The organism is Nitrospira sp., assembly GCA_030692565.1.
GTDB lineage: Bacteria > Nitrospirota > Nitrospiria > Nitrospirales > Nitrospiraceae > Nitrospira_D.
The window spans coordinates 1-16,864 of the sequence record JAUYAO010000030.1 but is presented as its reverse complement, the minus strand read 5'-3'; the positions used below and the strand labels follow the sequence as shown (position 1 = coordinate 16,864).

The 16,864-nt window shown below is 59.6% G+C and carries 15 protein-coding genes and 3 tRNA genes; 10 read left to right on the top strand and 8 right to left on the bottom strand.

Annotated features, from left to right (window positions below; all coding sequences use genetic code 11):
* Positions 1-43: 43 nt before the first annotated feature.
* The 4 genes from Q8N04_07305 to Q8N04_07290 are packed head-to-tail and all read right to left on the bottom strand — an operon-like array spanning position 44 to position 4,704.
* On the bottom strand, positions 44-1,423 hold the full coding sequence (locus Q8N04_07305) for a DUF4340 domain-containing protein (protein ID MDP3090465.1): 1,380 nt from the start codon (positions 1,421-1,423) through the stop codon (positions 44-46).
* A gap of 4 nt (positions 1,424-1,427) precedes the next feature.
* Complete coding sequence (locus Q8N04_07300) at positions 1,428-2,951, bottom strand: Gldg family protein (GenBank protein MDP3090464.1); 1,524 nt, start codon at positions 2,949-2,951, stop codon at positions 1,428-1,430.
* Complete coding sequence (locus tag Q8N04_07295; protein MDP3090463.1) at positions 2,948-3,718, bottom strand: ABC transporter permease subunit; 771 nt, start codon at positions 3,716-3,718, stop codon at positions 2,948-2,950. Before Q8N04_07295 ends, Q8N04_07300 begins: the two co-directional genes overlap by 4 nt.
* A complete protein-coding gene (locus Q8N04_07290; GenBank protein MDP3090462.1) occupies positions 3,715-4,704 on the bottom strand; it encodes an ATP-binding cassette domain-containing protein in 990 nt (329 codons plus the stop codon). The genes Q8N04_07295 and Q8N04_07290 overlap by 4 nt, the downstream gene beginning before the upstream one ends.
* Before the next feature lie 264 nt (positions 4,705-4,968).
* Here Q8N04_07290 and Q8N04_07285 point away from each other — a divergent pair, with 264 nt between their 5' ends.
* From Q8N04_07285 to Q8N04_07270, 4 genes are all read left to right on the top strand, one after another.
* Positions 4,969-5,595, top strand: a complete 627-nt coding sequence (locus Q8N04_07285; GenBank protein ID MDP3090461.1) for a hypothetical protein — start codon at positions 4,969-4,971, stop codon at positions 5,593-5,595.
* 312 nt (positions 5,596-5,907) lie between these two features.
* Positions 5,908-6,582 (top strand): septal ring lytic transglycosylase RlpA family protein, encoded by a 675-nt coding sequence (locus tag Q8N04_07280; protein ID MDP3090460.1) that lies wholly within the window; start codon positions 5,908-5,910, stop codon positions 6,580-6,582.
* Positions 6,583-6,694: 112 nt separating this feature from the next.
* Positions 6,695-6,889, top strand: a complete 195-nt coding sequence (locus Q8N04_07275) for a hypothetical protein (GenBank protein ID MDP3090459.1) — start codon at positions 6,695-6,697, stop codon at positions 6,887-6,889.
* A 43-nt stretch (positions 6,890-6,932) separates the two neighbouring features.
* Positions 6,933-7,763, top strand: coding sequence for a HEAT repeat domain-containing protein (locus Q8N04_07270; protein MDP3090458.1), 831 nt, complete (start codon positions 6,933-6,935; stop codon positions 7,761-7,763).
* A gap of 132 nt (positions 7,764-7,895) precedes the next feature.
* On the opposite strand, the gene Q8N04_07265 is transcribed toward Q8N04_07270, so the two are convergent.
* The 4 genes from Q8N04_07265 to Q8N04_07250 all read right to left on the bottom strand — a co-directional run bounded on the left by Q8N04_07265 (position 7,896) and on the right by Q8N04_07250 (position 12,854).
* The gene (locus Q8N04_07265) at positions 7,896-8,351 is read right to left on the bottom strand and encodes a hypothetical protein (protein ID MDP3090457.1); all 456 of its coding nucleotides are present in this window, start codon (positions 8,349-8,351) and stop codon (positions 7,896-7,898) included.
* A 14-nt stretch (positions 8,352-8,365) separates the two neighbouring features.
* Entirely contained in the window at positions 8,366-9,775 is a 1,410-nt protein-coding gene (locus Q8N04_07260) for a HEAT repeat domain-containing protein (GenBank protein MDP3090456.1), read from the bottom strand.
* Entirely contained in the window at positions 9,769-11,928 is a 2,160-nt protein-coding gene (gene glgP, locus Q8N04_07255; GenBank protein MDP3090455.1) for an alpha-glucan family phosphorylase, read from the bottom strand. Before glgP ends, Q8N04_07260 begins: the two co-directional genes overlap by 7 nt.
* 77 nt (positions 11,929-12,005) lie before the next feature.
* Complete coding sequence (locus tag Q8N04_07250) at positions 12,006-12,854, bottom strand: hypothetical protein (protein ID MDP3090454.1); 849 nt, start codon at positions 12,852-12,854, stop codon at positions 12,006-12,008.
* Between the two features lie 169 nt (positions 12,855-13,023).
* On the opposite strand from Q8N04_07250, the gene Q8N04_07245 reads away from it, so the two are divergent.
* The 6 genes from Q8N04_07245 to Q8N04_07220 all read left to right on the top strand — a co-directional run.
* Entirely contained in the window at positions 13,024-15,051 is a 2,028-nt protein-coding gene (locus Q8N04_07245) for an ATP-dependent helicase (GenBank protein ID MDP3090453.1), read from the top strand.
* A 44-nt stretch (positions 15,052-15,095) separates the two neighbouring features.
* The gene (locus Q8N04_07240; protein MDP3090452.1) at positions 15,096-16,010 is read left to right on the top strand and encodes a hypothetical protein; all 915 of its coding nucleotides are present in this window, start codon (positions 15,096-15,098) and stop codon (positions 16,008-16,010) included.
* A 235-nt stretch (positions 16,011-16,245) separates the two neighbouring features.
* Positions 16,246-16,331, top strand: a tRNA-Tyr gene (locus Q8N04_07235).
* Positions 16,332-16,420: 89 nt separating this feature from the next.
* Positions 16,421-16,495: transfer RNA gene (locus Q8N04_07230), tRNA-Gly, on the top strand.
* A gap of 49 nt (positions 16,496-16,544) precedes the next feature.
* A tRNA-Thr gene (locus Q8N04_07225) sits at positions 16,545-16,620 on the top strand.
* Positions 16,621-16,725: 105 nt separating this feature from the next.
* Positions 16,726-16,864: GTP-binding protein (locus Q8N04_07220; GenBank protein MDP3090451.1), on the top strand; the 139-nt coding region annotated here is incomplete at its 3' end.

Here is a 16,864-nt window from a genome sequence, read left to right as displayed (position 1 = left end):
TCGGCACTGAGACGCGGTGATGTGAGCACGGAGAGTATTCGTGCTAGTGTCCGGACGTGTTCTTTTCGATGGACTTGGCCAGGAGTTCGGCTTTGGCTGGAATCTGATTGAGGAGATCGGGGCGGGCCTGGAAGACGCCCTGCAATCGTTCACCGGTGGCATAGATCAGGCTCCCGGCCTGGCTGCCGAGCGTGAGCCGTCCGACGATCTTGCCGTCTCTTCCGGTGGCGACAAATTCGGCCGTCGGGGCCACAAGCCCGTAAGGGGCCAGGGCGGCCGGTTGTTTGGTCACCCGTTCTTCTGCCGGCAGATTGGCCACGCGGCTGACGAGCAGATCGGCGGCTTCCTGGCTGAGTTTTTCAGTCGGTTGATCTTCGAAGACCCACTGGCCGTTCTCATTGATCAATACATACTGCTTATCCCGCGTCTTGACCGACAACATCGCGATGTCTGTGTAATCCACTCCCAGCAATCGCTTGTCCTGGAGCGTAAAGAGCTCGCGTGTCAGATCTTTGATGACCAGCGGGTTGATCCGGTAGAGCGGCGCATCCGGCCTGGTTTCGGCAAAGGCTTCCCCGCTGTCCGGATCGGGCTGATAGAGCTTCACTGTCTGGTCCCCGTCGGTGGTGTGCAGCGTGATCTTCAGCTTCGGGGCGGTCAGCGTCTTGGCGATCGTGGTCCGTTCAGGGCCGGGGTCGATGATGCCGAGCGCCTTTAGGTCTTCTAGTTTGAACAGGAGCGAGCGGACTTCCGTCTGGTCCGCCTCGGCTTCGATCGGGTAGCGGATTTTCCAGGTTGGCTTGGGTTTGTTCTTCGACAGATTGTAGAGGACGATTTCCGTCGTCGGATAGGTCAGGCGCACTCGGTCCAGGTCGGCTTGCACGAATTGCAGGAGATCCTTCCGCCGGAAGGTCAGCAGAGTCTTGTTGACGAAGCTCTTCGTCGTCAGGTCCGTCAGAAGGACGCTGTGCGATGAATGGCGATGGACGTAGAGGGTTGACGACAGGGGGCCGTTGTCGCCGATGGATAAAGTTTCCTGCAGGGCTCCTGCGCTCACGGTGATGGTCGTGATGGGTTGCTCCAATCCGAACGGGGCGAGCGCGGCGGGCTTTTCTTCGACGCTGCGGAGCACTTTCCCGGTTACGAGCGCCCGAATCATGGATTGGACTTCCCGCGTATCGGCGTCGGTCTGGAGCGGCGCCGTGATCGCCCAGCCTTTCGTCTCTTTCCGTTTCATTTCCACGGCGCCCTGCGGCGTCGAGACGGTGAGCCCGGTAATATCGGTTTCAGGGAATGGGAGGAGGCTCTGTTGTGCGACGGCCTGCTTTTCTTCGCTCTGCTTGGCCGGCAATTCGACGAAATAGAGGTAGCCCCCCAGTCCCGCCAGAATCAGCAGCATCAGCAGTGTGGGCCAATAGCGCATAAGGTTACAGCCGGCGGCGCTTTCTCCAGACCATCACGCCGGTCAGCATGGTCATAATGGGGAGGAAGAGGACTTGAATGTAGAGCAAAGTCCGCTCTTGTGTGGGATTCGGAGTGAAAGGCCGAAGGGCCGGCTCTTTGGGAACAATGGAGATCAGATCCCGCTCCTCGGCGAGCCACCCGGTGGTGTGCAGGAAGAAGTCAGTGTTGCCGGGGAAGTTGAAAAACGCATTGGTGGCGAACGTCGAGTTGCCCACAACCACGATGGCCGGCCTGGGCGTTCCCTCCACCGGGGCCTTCTTGGGCGACAGCGCGGCGGCGAGCGGCAACGGACCCTTCACATCTTCTTTTTCATTCAAGCTGACGACGCGCCCTTGCATGTTGGTTTCGGCCCAACTATTCGGAGACGTCCGCGCGAGCGGCACGTAGTCCCAGTCTTTTCCCGCCTGCTCGTCGAACGTCAGGTGACGGGCGAGCGGAAACAATACTGCCGCTGTCAGGTCCTGGGTGATTTCATGTTCCGTGAAAGTGCGGACCAACAGGGACGTCAGGTCCCCTTGGGCCAATCGATCTTGGAGATCGACGAGCACCCCCGGGCCCAGGCCTAGGCCGTAGTGGGCGAGCAGGGGGTCCAGGTCAGCCTTGGTATCCGGGTCGACCATCGCGAGCAGGTGCCCGCCCTTGTCCACATAGGTTTGAATCCGACCCTGCTCCTCGGGTGTGACTTGATTGCGGGGCCCGGCGAGGACGAGCACGGCCGTGTCGTCCGGTACGGCGGCCTCCTTCAGCAGCGACAGGGTGCCGATGTCATAGCCCTGTTTGCTCAGCGCTTCTTTCGCCAGCGACAGGCCGTTGCGTTCCTTGTCTTCCAGGCTGCGTTCGCTGTGGCCCTCCAGAAAGACGATGCGTTTCTTGGCGGGCTTGGAGATACGGAGTAGCGCGCCGGTGAGTTCGACTTCCGATGGGCTGGTGATGCGAATGGTTTGCCCATTGCTCTCGAAGATGGCCGTGTCGGTCCGGAAGATGCCGTAGTTCTGCGCGATCTTCGGTTGCCGTTCCGGATCGACGAATTCGACGGTGAGCTTATTCGAGGCTTGGCGATAACTTTCGAGCCGCTCTTTGTAACCGGTATAGCCGGGGTCTTTCTCGCGCGTGAAGACGGTAATTTTCACCTCTTGAGGAAGACTGCGGAGTACACGATAGGTTTGCGGCGCCAGAGTGAAATTCTGATTCTCCGAGAGATCCCACCGGATGGAATGGCGCGACGCCAGGAAGTTCACAATCACGAGAATGGCGGTGACCAGCAGAATCATGAGCAGGCTGTTCGCGCCCATATGGGTTGAACGACGGCTGGAGAAGGCTTTCACGGCGTCGAAATGCAGGGTGAAGAAGAGGATCAGGCACAGGAGCGCCAGTCCTTCCGCAATGGTGACGGCCCACAGCAGGTCCGGGCTGAGGCTATAGGCGATCAGGCCGGCGACGGCCAGCACGGTTCCAATGATGCCGAGCGGGAGGACTTTCAGGCTCATTTCCACCTGGTCGATTCCACCACGCGGTGGGTGAGAAAGAGCATGAAGGCCAGGCTGCTGAAGAAGTACACCAGGTCTTTGGTGTCGATCAGGCCGCGCACCAGACGATCGTAATGATCCATGAACGAGACGTAGGAGATGATCTGTCCCAGCATCGTGTCGCCTAACAGGGCGCCCAAGCCCGAGATCAACCAGATGAGCAGCAGTATGCCGAAGCTGAGAAACGCCGCGACGATCTGGTTTTCCGTGATCGCTGATGCGAGCAGGCCGACTGAGATAAACAGGGCGCCGAGTAAGGTCATGCCGAGATACCCGGTCCAAATCGGGTTCCAGTCGAAGTCGCTGAAGAGCATCAGGACCGTCGGCACGAGGCCGGTCAGGCCGAGGAGGCTCAAGAAGACAAGAAAGACGCTGACGAACTTGCCGGCCACGATCTCATTGATGCCGATCGGCGAGGTCATCAGAAATTCGAAGGTGCGCAGTTTGCGTTCTTCCGCAAAGAGCCGCATCGTCAGAATGGGCAGAATAATGAGGAGCACAAACCGCATGCTGGCAAAGAGATTCCGGAAGACCAGGTCGTTCAAGTTCAGTTGGGCCTGGCCGCCTTGCATTTGCATCAGTTGAATCGCCTGGTAGCCGGCGTAGACCACGTAGAGATAGGACAAGAATCCGAAGATGAGCAGAAAGATCGCGCCGACCACGTAGACCACCGGAGAGACGAAGTAGCCGCGCAGCTCTTTGGCGATCATGGCCTGCACCGGAGTCATGAGGCGGTCTCCTGGGTGGCCTGGGGGAGCTCGGTCACGGTGTCGGCGTGGGGCGTGATCCCCTCTTCATGGCGGGTCAGTTGCAAAAAGACATCTTCGAGCGTCATGGAGATCGTCCGTAATTCCAGGAGGCCCCACTGATTGGCGATGACGAACCTGGCGACCTCATCACGCTTGTCCTGGCCCAGCGCACATTCCAGGAGGAACGTGCCGGCGGACTGGCCTTGAAACACATTCAAAATGCCTGGAATAGATTGGAGCTTGGCCAGGCAGTTGTCCGACGGTGCTTTGATCGTCACTGAGATTTTTTCCGAATGCCTGAGTCGCGCAGAAAGCTGATCGGGGGTGTCTTCGGCAACGATTCGCCCGCCGCTGATGATGACAACCCTCTGGCAGACGGCGGTGGCTTCGGGGAGAATGTGGGTGCTGAGAATCACGGAATGCGACCCGGCCAGACTCTTAATCAAGTCGCGAATTTCGATGATCTGTTTGGGATCCAGCCCGACGGTTGGCTCATCGAGGATCAAGACCGGCGGATCGTGAAGGACGGCCTGGGCCAACCCGACACGCTGACGGTAGCCTCGCGACAGGTTGCCGATCAGGCGGTGGCGGACGGTGCCCAGCGCCAGTTTCTCGATGGATTGATCGATCGCCGTCGTGAGGTTTTTGCCAACCATGCCGCGCATCCGGCCCACGAAGGTCAGATATTCCGAGACGGTGAATTCCTGGTAGACCGGTGGCGTTTCCGGGAGATAGCCGATGCGGCGCTTCACTTCGAGGGGCTGGTCAGCGCAATCAAAGCCTGCGACTTTTGCCGTGCCCTCGGTGGCCGGCATGAAACAGGTGAGGATGCGCATGGTCGTGGTCTTCCCGGCGCCGTTCGGCCCGAGAAACGCTAAGACCTCGCCTTTGGCCACGGAAAAGGTGACCCGGTCGATGGCCGTGAGATTCCCATACCGCTTGGTAATGTTCTGAACGTCAATCATGATTATGGTGTCGGGGTAATCAACTGTGAAGGAGTTCGCCGTACACTCGCGCTGAACGAGCACATCGCCATCACGTTTCGGATCTTACTGAGTCCGCCGGGATCAGTCAATACGGCACTGGCCGACACCGATGGCCCGCGATACCCGCAGAAGCAATCTTTACAGTTGGGGAGTGACCTGCTAGAGTTTTTCGCCGCGTAGTCGAATACGATTTGTCGCTGACTCGATCATCGTCATTTAATTTTTCTCGCAGAGGAGGTCCGTGTGAAACAGATGGCTTGGGGTGCAATTCTATTGGGGAGTCTGGTGTGGTTAGGGGGATGTGCGGCTAAGGGTGAAGCGGTGCCGATGAATGTGGGGATCACACCTGTCGCAACGTCGACTTCGTCGGCTCCCGTCAGTTCGGTCAAAGTGGTGGTGATTCCGTTCCAGGACGACCGGTCTGACCGCACCAAGCTGGGGACTCGGCACTCGCTCTGGGGCTCCGACCAGGTCTTTACCGTCAAGAGTGGGACGATTGGAGAAGCCACGGCCAAAGCGTTTGCCGACTATTTGACGCGCAAGGGATGGCGGGCACAGTATGCCGCCTCTGCCAGTCAGACCGGGGGAGCGGATGTGGTGATCTCAGGGAAGATTCTTGAGTTGTCGGCTGACGCGCATGGCGTGGTCGGATCCACGGACATCACCGCGAAGAATAAACTGACCGTTCAGGCGGCCAACCAGTCGGACGGGAGTTCGATCACCAGCACCAACAGTCACACGGGGAACTACACGGTGTTCTGGTATGCCCCGGAAGACGGAGAGGAACTTGTGAGCGAGGTGCTGGAACGGAACTTTGAAAAGTTCATGAGTTCGACTAAATTTGATGGAACCGCATTGCGCTTTCGCTAACCGCCACCCGTTCCGGGAAGCCGGCTCCAGGCCGGCTTCCCGGACTCTTGGTCGTTGTTCGGTCCAGTTCTGTCCCCGGTTGCTGGTTGACTCTCCTCACGCGCTCCCTATATATAGCGGTACCGCGTTCTCCAGAAGACATGCCGCTTTGTTCGTTCTTGTACCACCGATTGTGAATGTGCACGGGATCTTTCCCCGTACGAATGTAGGGGGGGAGGAGTACTCAGTCGGTATTGTTGAGGTCGGCAACCTCCCGTAGGCTGACATCTGTGAGCCGGACGTCCTAGCCTACAAGTGGAGGATCGAGCGAAGATGACACACCAAATCTGTATGACGCATCCGCGCACCAGCCTTTCCGGGATTCTCTTGGCCGCCCTCTGTCTGTCCTTCGGGGCCTGCTCATGGGTGCCCAAGGGAGAAACAGGGCTGGATGTCGGGATCAAGGACCGGGGTATTGCCTCCTGGTATGGGGAGCAGTTCCATGGCAAACAGGCTGCCAACGGGGAGCTGTTTGACATGCAGGCCCTGACGGCCGCGCACCGGACCCTCCCGCTCGGCAGCATGGTGCGGGTGGTGAATTTGACCAACGGGAAGCATGTCCGCGTTCGGATCAATGATCGTGGCCCTTATGTGAATGGTCGAATCCTCGATCTCTCGCAGGCGGCAGCGGTGAAGCTGGGCATGGTCCAGAACGGACTGTCCGTGATTCAATTGGAAGTCGTCGGAGACCGTCGGCCGGACTTTGTCCTGGCGGAAGAAGAGGCCCCTTCGACCCAATCCGCACTCCTCAGTGTCCATCACCTTGACCCGCTCGCCATCCGGGTTCCTCCCGTCTCCACATTGGGACTACCCGTCTCTTCGGCTAGGCCACGCCCTCGCATTCTGCCGACCGACGTGTTGATGCAGCGGCGTATTCGTCGCGTGCCGTCCCTCTTAGCGGCCGACCATACGGCCCATACCGAAAACATCACGCTTGTCATCGGATAGTCACGGGAGTCGGCGCGGTTGACAGTGCCGGAAGGTCTCCTCTACACTGGGCCGTCAAAATTCAAGGGCAGATCACGCCTATTATCGATTTGAGGAAGAGGAGTCAGACGGCATGGCGAAGAAGACGGTAGGAGAATCCGAAGAAGCCAAGTTGAAGAAGAAGCTTACCACCAAGAAGGCGGATGATGGCGGAGCCGCAGTGCGGGCCTTGCGGAAGCGGTTGAAGCGGGAACAGCGCCGTCGCCGGTCCTTGGCGCTCAGGCAGAAACATGCCGCAGGAAAGAAGGCCGCGACCCCTGCGAAGTAGTCCGTTCATTATGATGTGCGAGCGAATGTTGTAGGATTGAACTATGGAACACCCCCGTCAAGCATCCCCGTCCGCTGAGACCCCCGACGCCCTTCCTGCCAGCGATGAGCTGGCCGACAAGGTGGCTGAAGACCTGGCGTTGACCCCTGCGGCTTCCCAGGAGCTGGTGGCCGTCGCTCCCGACCAGGTCATTCTGGAAGAAGAGAAGGTCAAGGACGAGATCGAGATTCAGATCGATCTTCTCAGCGATCCGGACTGGGTGGTGCGGCGTGAAGCCGTCATTACGCTCGGCGAGATGGGTGACGAGCGGTGCGTCGAGCCGTTGTCGCGCGCGCTGCGCGACGGTGACTGGCAAGTGCGCGAAGTGGCCATCGAGGCGCTCGGGCAGGTCGGCTCTCCGGCTGTCGAAATTCTCTTGAAGCTGCTCCGCGACTGGGATGTGCGGAAGTACGCCATTCTGGCACTCGGAAAGATCCGTGATGAACGGGTCTTGGATCCCTTGATGGTGCAGCTGCGCAATGACGAGTTCAAAGATGACGCGATCAATGCGCTCGTGGAACTCGGCGAGCCGGCGGTGCCGAAGTTTATTGCCGCGCTGAAGGATAGAGAAGAGAGCGTCCGTCAGAGCGCCGTATTGGGATTGGGTCGGATCAAACACAGCGAGTCGATCGATCCGCTCATCGCCATGCTGCAGGATAAAGACTGGTTTACCAGGTTGATTGCGGCGGCCGCCTTGGAGTCGATCGGCGACGATCGGGGGCGTGAGGCGATCAAGCCGTTGCTCAAGGATCCCGATATGGTCGTGAAGATGCGTGTCGAGCGAATCCTGGCCAAGTGGAAGAAGACGCCGGTTTCCCAACCGGCGAATGCCTAGCAGGTTCTTGAGAAAGTCTGCGAGCGGCGTTCTCGCTTCGTTCGGAGACTCAACGTACCCCCTCGAACGTACGCCTCGCCTCTTTGATCGCTGCGGCCTGGCTGGACGGCCTTTCTGAACAGCCTGCCTAGCCTACCGGCTCAGCTCTTTGTCCAGTCTCAGCTGGATCTCGTCGAGCCGTTTCATCGGCATCGATTTCCCCATTGCTACTTCTAATCGTACTTCCCGCAACGTGCTGGCCAACTCCCGTACCGCGTCGAGTGCAGGGTCGGCTTTTGCGCCCTTGGTCGCGAGTTCCAGGACGGTGACCGCTTCCCCCAGTTCCTTCGCTGCGTCCCCGAAGTTTCGATCAAACAGGTTGGCCTTCGCTTGCACGACCCGGGACTTCGCATCCACGAGCCCCTGGCGCCGGCGCAGATCGCGCTCAATGCCCTGTGTGGTGTCCAAGACATTGCGCGACAGCTTCGTGATCGATTCTTGAAGGTCAGAGACGGTGTGCTGGAGCGTGCCGACCGGGCGCTGACCGACGAAGTAGCCGGCCCCGAATGCGGCGGCGATCAGGATCAGGGTTCCGAGAAATTTAAGCATGGGCCTCCAATTGTCTAGGGCCGCCGCGTAGGGCGTGCGGCGCGTGCGGTCTGTTGCAGGAGGCTGCCGGCTGCGGCGATCCGCACGGCCTCATCGGAGTCTTGCAGGCCTTTGAGAAGAATCGGAATCACGGGGCCGGACACCTTGCCTAAGGCCTTCGCGGCCATGAGCCGCGGGAGCGGCTGTTGATCTTGGAGCAACGCTTGCAACAGCGACAAGGCTTCCTTGTCCGAGGTGGCGCTCAATGCCTGAGCCGCGCTGCTTCGAATGGACGGATCCGGGTTTCTGGCCAGATCGGCCGCGAGCAGGAGGACGGATGAATCGCCGAGACGAAGCAGGCTCTCCGCAGCGCTCGCACGCACTTGCAAGCTGGGATCTCTGGTGAGGGCTTGGAGCAACGGGCGATTTTCTTTCAAGCCCAACCGGCCGAGGCTGCCGGCTGCCACGCCGCGCACCATGGCCATCTCATCGCCCAACGCGTGGGTGAGCGGCGCGACGCCTCCGGGGGAACCGAACTCGCCCAGCGCGCCGGCGGCGAAGGCGCGCACCGACGGATTGGGATCATAGACGGCTTGACTGAGGAGCGCCAGGCTTGCCGGCCGCTTTAGACGGCCCAGCACGCCGATCGCGGCCATGCGGACTTCCGCGTCCGGCAACGTGGCGGCATTGGTGATGTCGATGAGCATGTCGGTCTGGCCCATCTTATAGAGCGCGGCATAGGCGAAGATGGCCTCGGGGCCATCTTCTGTTCTGCCGATTTCGATCAGCCGCGGCTTCATCTCCATGACACGGGCATCGCCCAGCGCATTCATGGCGGCGATACGGACGCTTGGCGCGTCGTCGTTGATCGCCCGTTTCAGCGCGCCTGAGCTGGGGGCTAAGCCGGCCTTCCCGATCGCTTCGGCGGCGCGGGCGCGGACGAGCACCGAACTGTTCAGCAGGCCGTCTTCCAACAGCGGGCCGGTTTCCGGAAGGCCCAGCTCGGCCAGAACGGTGTAGGCGGCGATACGCACATGCTCTTTCTGATCGCGCACGCGGCTGGTAATGAGGCTGAGCGCGAGGGGGCGAAGCAACGTCAGATCGTCCGGTTGGCCGTCTGCCTTGATACGAGGATACAACGGCAGGGCTTCTTCCCCGCGTCCGAGTTTCACAAAGCTCTGGAAGGCCAGGCGGAGCATCTCTTTTGACGGCGTGGCGTCTTTGGGTAGCGCCTGAAAGCGTTGTACGATCGCCGAGTAGTCGCCGGCTTTAAAGAGAGCGGGGAGGTCTTTGTCTTGGGCGGAAGGCGGAGAGGTTGCCGCCCGGGTTTCAATCGGTGCTGCAAAGAGGAGAAACAGCCCAGCCATAACGGCGAAGCAGAGTGCCGCGGCAATGGCACTCCACGGCGCGCGATAGGGAAGTCCCACTGCGGAGGCGTTTACCATGACGACGGCGTGCGGGCAGCGGCTCCGCTGTACATCGTCTCGACGTAGTCCTTCACCATGCGTTTCGTGCAGAACTGCGGGGCGACAGTCCGGATACATTCCTTCACCATTTGGAGCCAGCCTCGCGGCGTGCCGTCGAGGTCGCGCTGATAGTAAAGGGGTACGACTTCTTGTTCAAGCAGGCGGTAGAGCTCTTCCGAGTCATGGACATCCTGCTCGTGCTGGTCGGTCGAGGGTGGCAGCGGGTCGATGCCCCAGCCGTTCGCGCCGTTGTAGCCTTCTTTCCACCAGCCGTCGAGCACGCTGCAGTTGATGACGCCGTTCAAAGCGGCCTTCATCCCGCTGGTGCCGCTGGCTTCGAGCGGGAAGCGCGGCGTATTGAGCCACACGTCCACGCCCTGCACGAGGAATTTGGCCATGTGCATGTCGTAGTCTTCAAGGAAGGCGATATGGCCGCCGAGCTTGTGGTCGTGACAAAAATTCACCACCTCATGGATGAAGTAGCGCCCCGGCTCATCGGCAGGATGGGCCTTGCCGGCGAACACGAGCTGCACGGGCCTCCAGTGGTTCTGCAACAGACGTTTCAGCCGTTCGAGATCGCGGAAGAGCAACGTGGCCCGCTTGTAGGTCGCGAAGCGGCGCGCGAATCCAATGGTCAAGGCTTCGGGATCTAACAGCGTCCCGCGGGCGATGACTTGCGAGGATTGCAGGTGACCGTTGATCCAGCCGGTCCGGGCGCGTTCGCGAATAAATCGCATCAGCTTGCGCTTCATGGTTTTGCGCACCGCCCAGAGTTCGCCGTCCGGAATATCGCTCACCCGTTGCCACATGGCCTGTTCATCGCAGCGCTCGGCCCAGTCCGGGCCGAGGAATTTACCATAGAGCTGGTTCATCTCGGGGCCGATCCAGGTCGGGGCATGGATGCCGTTGGTCACGCTCTTGATCGGGATCAGGTCGGTCGCAAGCCCGGGCCAGTGGTGTTGCCACATTTCGCGGGAGACCCGGCCATGTTCGCGGCTCACGCCGTTCACGTGCGCGGCCTGGTTCATGGCTAGTGCCGTCATGTTGAAACCCTGTCCGCGCGATTCCGGTGTTTCACCCAGCCGGAGGAATTCCTCGCGGCTCAATCCGAGTTGCTCCCAATAGCCGGCGAAGTAACGATCCATTAAATGATGGGGGAACACATCATGTCCGGCAGGCACCGGGGTATGGGTTGTAAAGACCGTGCTCTGGCGAACCAGTTCGCTGGCCTCGGCGTGGGTCGATCCCTTCTGGACGAATTCACGGATGCGTTCCAACGTCAGAAACGCCGAATGCCCTTCGTTGGCATGGAAAACGGACGGATCGATTCCGAGCTCCCGTAGCATGCGCACACCGCCGATGCCCAGAAGGATTTCCTGGCAGAGGCGAATCTCCTGGTCGCCCCCGTAAAGGCGAGCCGATAGTGCCCGATTCTCGGGGTTGTTTTCCGGGACATCGGTGTCGATCAAATAGAGCACGATGCGTCCGACTTCGGCGCGCCACACCTGTGCGGCCACCGTACGATGGCCCATCACGACCGTAATTCTGCAGGGTGCGCCTGACGGAGTGAGGGCCGGACGGATCGGGGATTCTTCGCGGTTGAAGGGGGCATAGGCGGCTTCCTGCCAGCCTTCAGGCGTGATCCGCTGACGGAAGTAGCCTTGCGGGTACATGAAGCCGATGCCTACAAGTGGGACACCCAGATCGCTCGCTTCTTTGCAATGATCGCCCGCGAGGATGCCCAGGCCGCCGCTATAAATGGGGATGGAAATGTGCAGGCCAAATTCCGCCGAGAAATAGGCGATCGACGGGCTCTTTGGATGGCCGTACTTCTTGCCGTACCACGTGCCGTTGCCCAGTCGGTATTCGTCAAATCTTTTCATCACCGCCGAGTAGTGCCGGACGAACATCGGATCGTGCACGAGCTGCTGGAGCCGTTCGGGTTTCACTTCCTGGAGCAGACGAACCGGATTGTGATGGGTGAAGTACCAGAGCGTCGGATCGATCAGTTCGAACATCTGCCTGGCTTCCAGCGTCCAGCTCCACCAGAGGTTTTGTGAGAGTTCGGCCAGCCGGATCAGACTCTGCGGGAGGTGGTTGGGGATAGGATTCGCGTTATCGACAGTATTCACACGGACTCCTTTGCCTGTGGCGCGTTGCAGGGGTTAGAGGCGATTGGCTGAAGACTGGCGGATCGGTCGAGCCGCGGTTAGGCGTGTCCGGTCTTGTGCCAGGAGTTCCATTCCTCGGAGAATGCCACGGCGGCGTAGCGTTCGCCAAGGATTTTTGCAACTCGGTTCAGGAGCTTGGTGAGTTGCTGCAGTTCGGCGGGCGTGAGATCCCCGCGGAAACGCGGATGGAGGCCCCAGCGGGTTTCGACCTCTTCGCCGCTCACGTTCGACATGAGGCTCACCAGCTTGATGTCCTGCCCCGTCGGACCCTTCTTGGCCGGCTCTCCGTTGCCGGCGGCTTTTGCGGGTTGCTGAGTCGGCGTGGATGGTGCGGCTGTGGGTGGCGCTTGTCCCTGCAGGACGGCGCTCACGGCGGGAATGATCGCGCTGGCGCATAAGGTTGCGGCGGCGATGACCTGGCCGTTCTGCGGGGCTCCCAGTGTCTGGGCGACGCGCTCAGCGAAGGCCTGAAAGAGTTCGTTCTTCGGTTTTGAGTCTTCCGTGATGAGGAACTTGTACTTCTCGTAGAGGTCGCGGCTTTCCGCCACGGCGTTGCCGACGGTCAGGACGATTTCCATCTGGTCGGCATTGTTGCCGAATGCCGGCTCCAACACGGTCTTCAATTGAGTGGTCACTGCGTCTTCCAATCCGTTCATGAATTCCAACTGATCCTTGATCGGGATGTGCAGCGCCGTCAGCCGGTCGGTCAGGTTGAACATGACCTTCAGAAATTCGAGATAGATGCCCCACTCATCCTGCCGCTTCAGCTTCAGCGCCTGCTCCGGGGCGTTGCGCTTCATCATCGTGACGGATTCGCCCGAGACGGCGAGCATGAGTTCGGCGAGCTGGCGAAGTTGCGCTTGATATTCTTTATTGGCGGTTCCCATACGTGCTCCTGTTCAAGGAGCGCGATTATAGCGGAGAGATGTTTGGGGATGGAAGGGGTGGTTTGGGGGCCGCGTGCGGGGGATGCTCGTTGAGAAGGGTTCCAGCGGTGTGTTATACAGCCCAGCCCGCTGATTGGTATCATGTCGCTCGGCCTTCCCCTGGTCACTCATGGAACGAGAAGTTAAAACGTACGTTCTTAAACGCTCTGAGGATGAGGCTGCGCCGCGCAAGCTGTCGATCGACTATGCCGCGGCGTTGAATGCGCAGCAGTTGGCGGCGGTGACGGCGGGCGAAGGCCCTTCGTTGGTCATTGCCGGTGCGGGCAGCGGCAAGACGCGCACGCTGGTCTATCGCGTGGCCTATCTCATTGATTCAGGCGTCGATCCATCGAATATTCTCCTCCTTACATTTACGCGCAAGTCGGCGCAAGAAATGTTGCAGCGGGCCGGCGAACTGATCGGCGCGCGGAGCGAGCGCGTGTGCGGCGGCACATTCCATTCGGTGGCGAACCTTTTATTGCGCCGTTACGGCCGGTCGATCGGGGTGGAGCCGGGCTTTACGATTCTGGATCGCGGCGATGCGGAAGATCTGATTGCGCTGGTCCGGTCGCAGCTCGGGCTGAATGAAAAGGACAAGCGCTTCCCCCGCAAGGGGACGATTATGGAGATGATCAGCAAGAGCGAGAATACGCTCCGCTCGCTGGAAGAGATCATTCTCGACGAGTTCGGGCATTTTGCCGATCACATCGAAGACCTGAGCCGGTTGAAGACGGCCTATCAGTCGGCGAAGCGGCAGAAGCAGCTGCTCGACTATGACGATCTGCTGGTGATGTTGCGGCAGCTGTTGCTGCTGGACGAAACGGCGCGGATGACGATCTCGCGGCAGTTTCGCTACATCCTTGTGGATGAGTATCAGGATACGAACCGGTTGCAGGCTGAAGTGGTCCGCAAGCTGGCCGCCACCCATAATAATGTGATGGTGGTGGGGGACGATTCGCAGTCGATCTATGCGTTCCGCGGGGCGACGTTCAAGAACATCATGGAGTTTCCGCAACTCTTTCCGGGCACGCAGATCTATAAGCTGGAAGAAAACTATCGCAGCACGCAGCCGATTCTGAATCTGGCGAACTGTATTATCGACGAGGCGGCGGAGAAGTATACGAAACGGCTGTTCACACGGAAAATAGACGGGCCGTTGCCGTCGTTGGTGGAAGCGGCGGGCGAGAATACGCAGTCCCGATTTATTGCGCAGAAGATCCTGGAGTTGCGTGAGGAGGGCGTGCCGCTCAGTGAAGTGGCGGTGCTCTTCCGCTCCAGCTTTCATTCCTTCGATCTGGAGATTGAACTGTCGCGCAAAGGGCTGCCCTTCATCAAGCGCGGCGGGGTCAAATTTATCGAGACGGCGCACGTGAAAGATTTGCTCGCGCATGTGCGAGTGATCGCGAACCCGCTGGATACGGTCAGCTGGAACCGGGTGCTGATGCTGGTGGAGGGGGTCGGGCCGAAGAAGGCGCACGATCTGTTGGCGGCGATTGTAAAGGGCGGGCAGCCGTTCGATGTGTTGCGCGGGGTGAGCGGCCGATCCGGCCAGGGGCTCAAGAATCTGGCGAATACGCTGGAGAGTCTTTCGGGCGCGGATGATCGCTCGCCGTCGGAGCAGGTGAATCACATCTACGAGTATTATCTTCCGATTCTGAAAGAACAGTACGACGACTATCCCAAGCGCACGCGGGATCTCGATCATCTGCATACGATTGCCGAAGGCTATCCCGGGGTGAATGAGTTTCTGGCCGATCTGGCCCTGGAGCCGCCGGACGGCAGTGCCTCGGGTGTGGATGGGGCTGACCGGGACGATGAGCGGATGGTGCTCTCCACGATTCACTCGGCCAAGGGGTTAGAGTGGCAGGCGGTGTTTGTCATTTGGATTGTGGACGGACGGTTTCCGTCGGTCTACTCGTTTGTCGATGACGAGGATTTGGAGGAGGAGCGGCGGTTGTTCTATGTTTCCGTCACGCGGGCGAAACGCCATCTCTTCCTGACCTATCCTATCAACGTGTACGATAAGAGTAGCGGGATGTTGTTGTCGAAGCCTTCCCGGTTTCTGGACCATGTTTCTTCCGATCTGTTCGACACGGTGGCGCTGGTCGAAGAGGGCGGGCGAGGCAACTGGGGTAGCTATCGCGATCAGGACTATTAGTGCACTGGTATGACGATCCCGCCCTCTATCCTTTCTGAGGTCGCATGCGCGGCTCCCTGATTCAACGATCCTTCATGGTTCTCGTCAGCCTGGTTCTGCTCTGCGCCGTGGGGGTGATCTCGTCCTCGGCCGAGGAGCAGAAGGCCTCGGGGGCTGCCCGGATGTGGGAACAGCTCATCGGCGGGGCGACCACGCTTCGATTGCCCACCGGTTTTCTGAAGGCGATGCCCCCGGACTTTGTGCAGTTTGAATTCGACGATCTGCGCACGTATGCGGCCGAGTATCATCCGGGTGAGCATCGGATGGTGTTGAACCGGACGCTTTCGTTCCACGCGGCAGGGCGTGATGTGCGGCCGCTCACGACGATGACATCCAAAGAGTTGGAAGTGCTGTATCACGAGTTGTTCCATGCCTATATCGACTATCTTGAGTCGAGGGAGGCCGGCGGGGCGTTGCCGGGTCCGGAGCAGGAGCTCATCGCATTTGCGCGTGACATGCAGGTGTGCCGGTACCGGGAGGTGTCGATCACGCCGGTGGTCCAACGGATCCAGGAGACGGAGGTGCGCTACCTGTCCGACTCTGAAGCCTGGGAAGCCCTCAATGAAACCTGGGCGGTATTTGTCGGATGGGCTATTTGGAATCAGGTAGAGATTGAAAAGAAGGGGGGGCGATCTATGAGCGGGTCCCCGCAGCTTTCGGGAGAGTGGGTAGCTCGGTTTCGTCGGGCCATTGAGGCAGGTGAGCTCCGAGGGTATTACGTGCCTCAAGATCCCGAGGAGCGACGGGTGACACAGAAGCGATTTCTTGCCCCCGGGTCACAGGTTTCGCTGGAGGAAAGTCGGCGTCTGATGAAGCAAGTGCTTGGTTTGCCAGAAAAATTCATCGGGGCGGCCGAGAGGGCCGTTGGTCAGATCAAAAATATTTCGCCTGGCCGGCCTTGTCCGGTCGCGACCTCGTAGGGCGAAAAAAATGGCAGAGGGGCCATTTCTCCTCTTGACATGGCGCAACTTCGTCAATAGAATCCAGCGTTTCTTGAAATAGCCTTGTTCGCCAGATCAGATGTTTCTCCTCCTCGATGAGGGGAGAGAGCTGTGTGCGGACAGGCTTACTCTAGTTTTTCAGTCTGAATGTGGCGAGATAATTCGCTGAATTTGATTTGAATTTTGTAGGGTGCATACGCAGGCGAGTTGGAACGGGCAGGTACCCAAGTGGCCAAAGGGGGCAGACTGTAAATCTGCTGGCTTATGTCTTCCAAGGTTCAAATCCTTGCCTGCCCACCAGCGTCGGTCTGTTGGGTTGATGTGCATCGCGGAAAGTATAGCAGTCCGTAGGGGATTGTGGTCGCGACAGGACTGACGACGATATTCGGGCGGGCGTAGCTCAGTGGTAGAGTTCCAGCCTTCCAAGCTGGCTGTCGTGGGTTCAAATCCCATCGCCCGCTCCATCGAGTCGAGATGTGTGTCAGGGGTGGAATGTAGATGATGGACCGCAACGCCCACGTAGCTCAGTTGGCAGAGCACGTCCTTGGTAAGGACGAGGTCACGCGTTCGATTCGCGTCGTGGGCTCCATGCGGAACCGTGATGGGCGCAGGGTGGCGAGTGATGAAGGCCGAGGTTTCTGATCCGGCGTTGATCACTATTCACTCATCATGTTTTTTTAGGGAGGATTGATTTATGGCGAAGGCGAAATTTGAGCGGAAGAAGCCGCATGTGAACATTGGGACGATCGGGCACGTGGACCACGGGAAAACCACGTTGACCGCCGCCTTGACCAAGGTGTGCGCCGATCGCGGGCTGGCGAAGTTCATTCCGT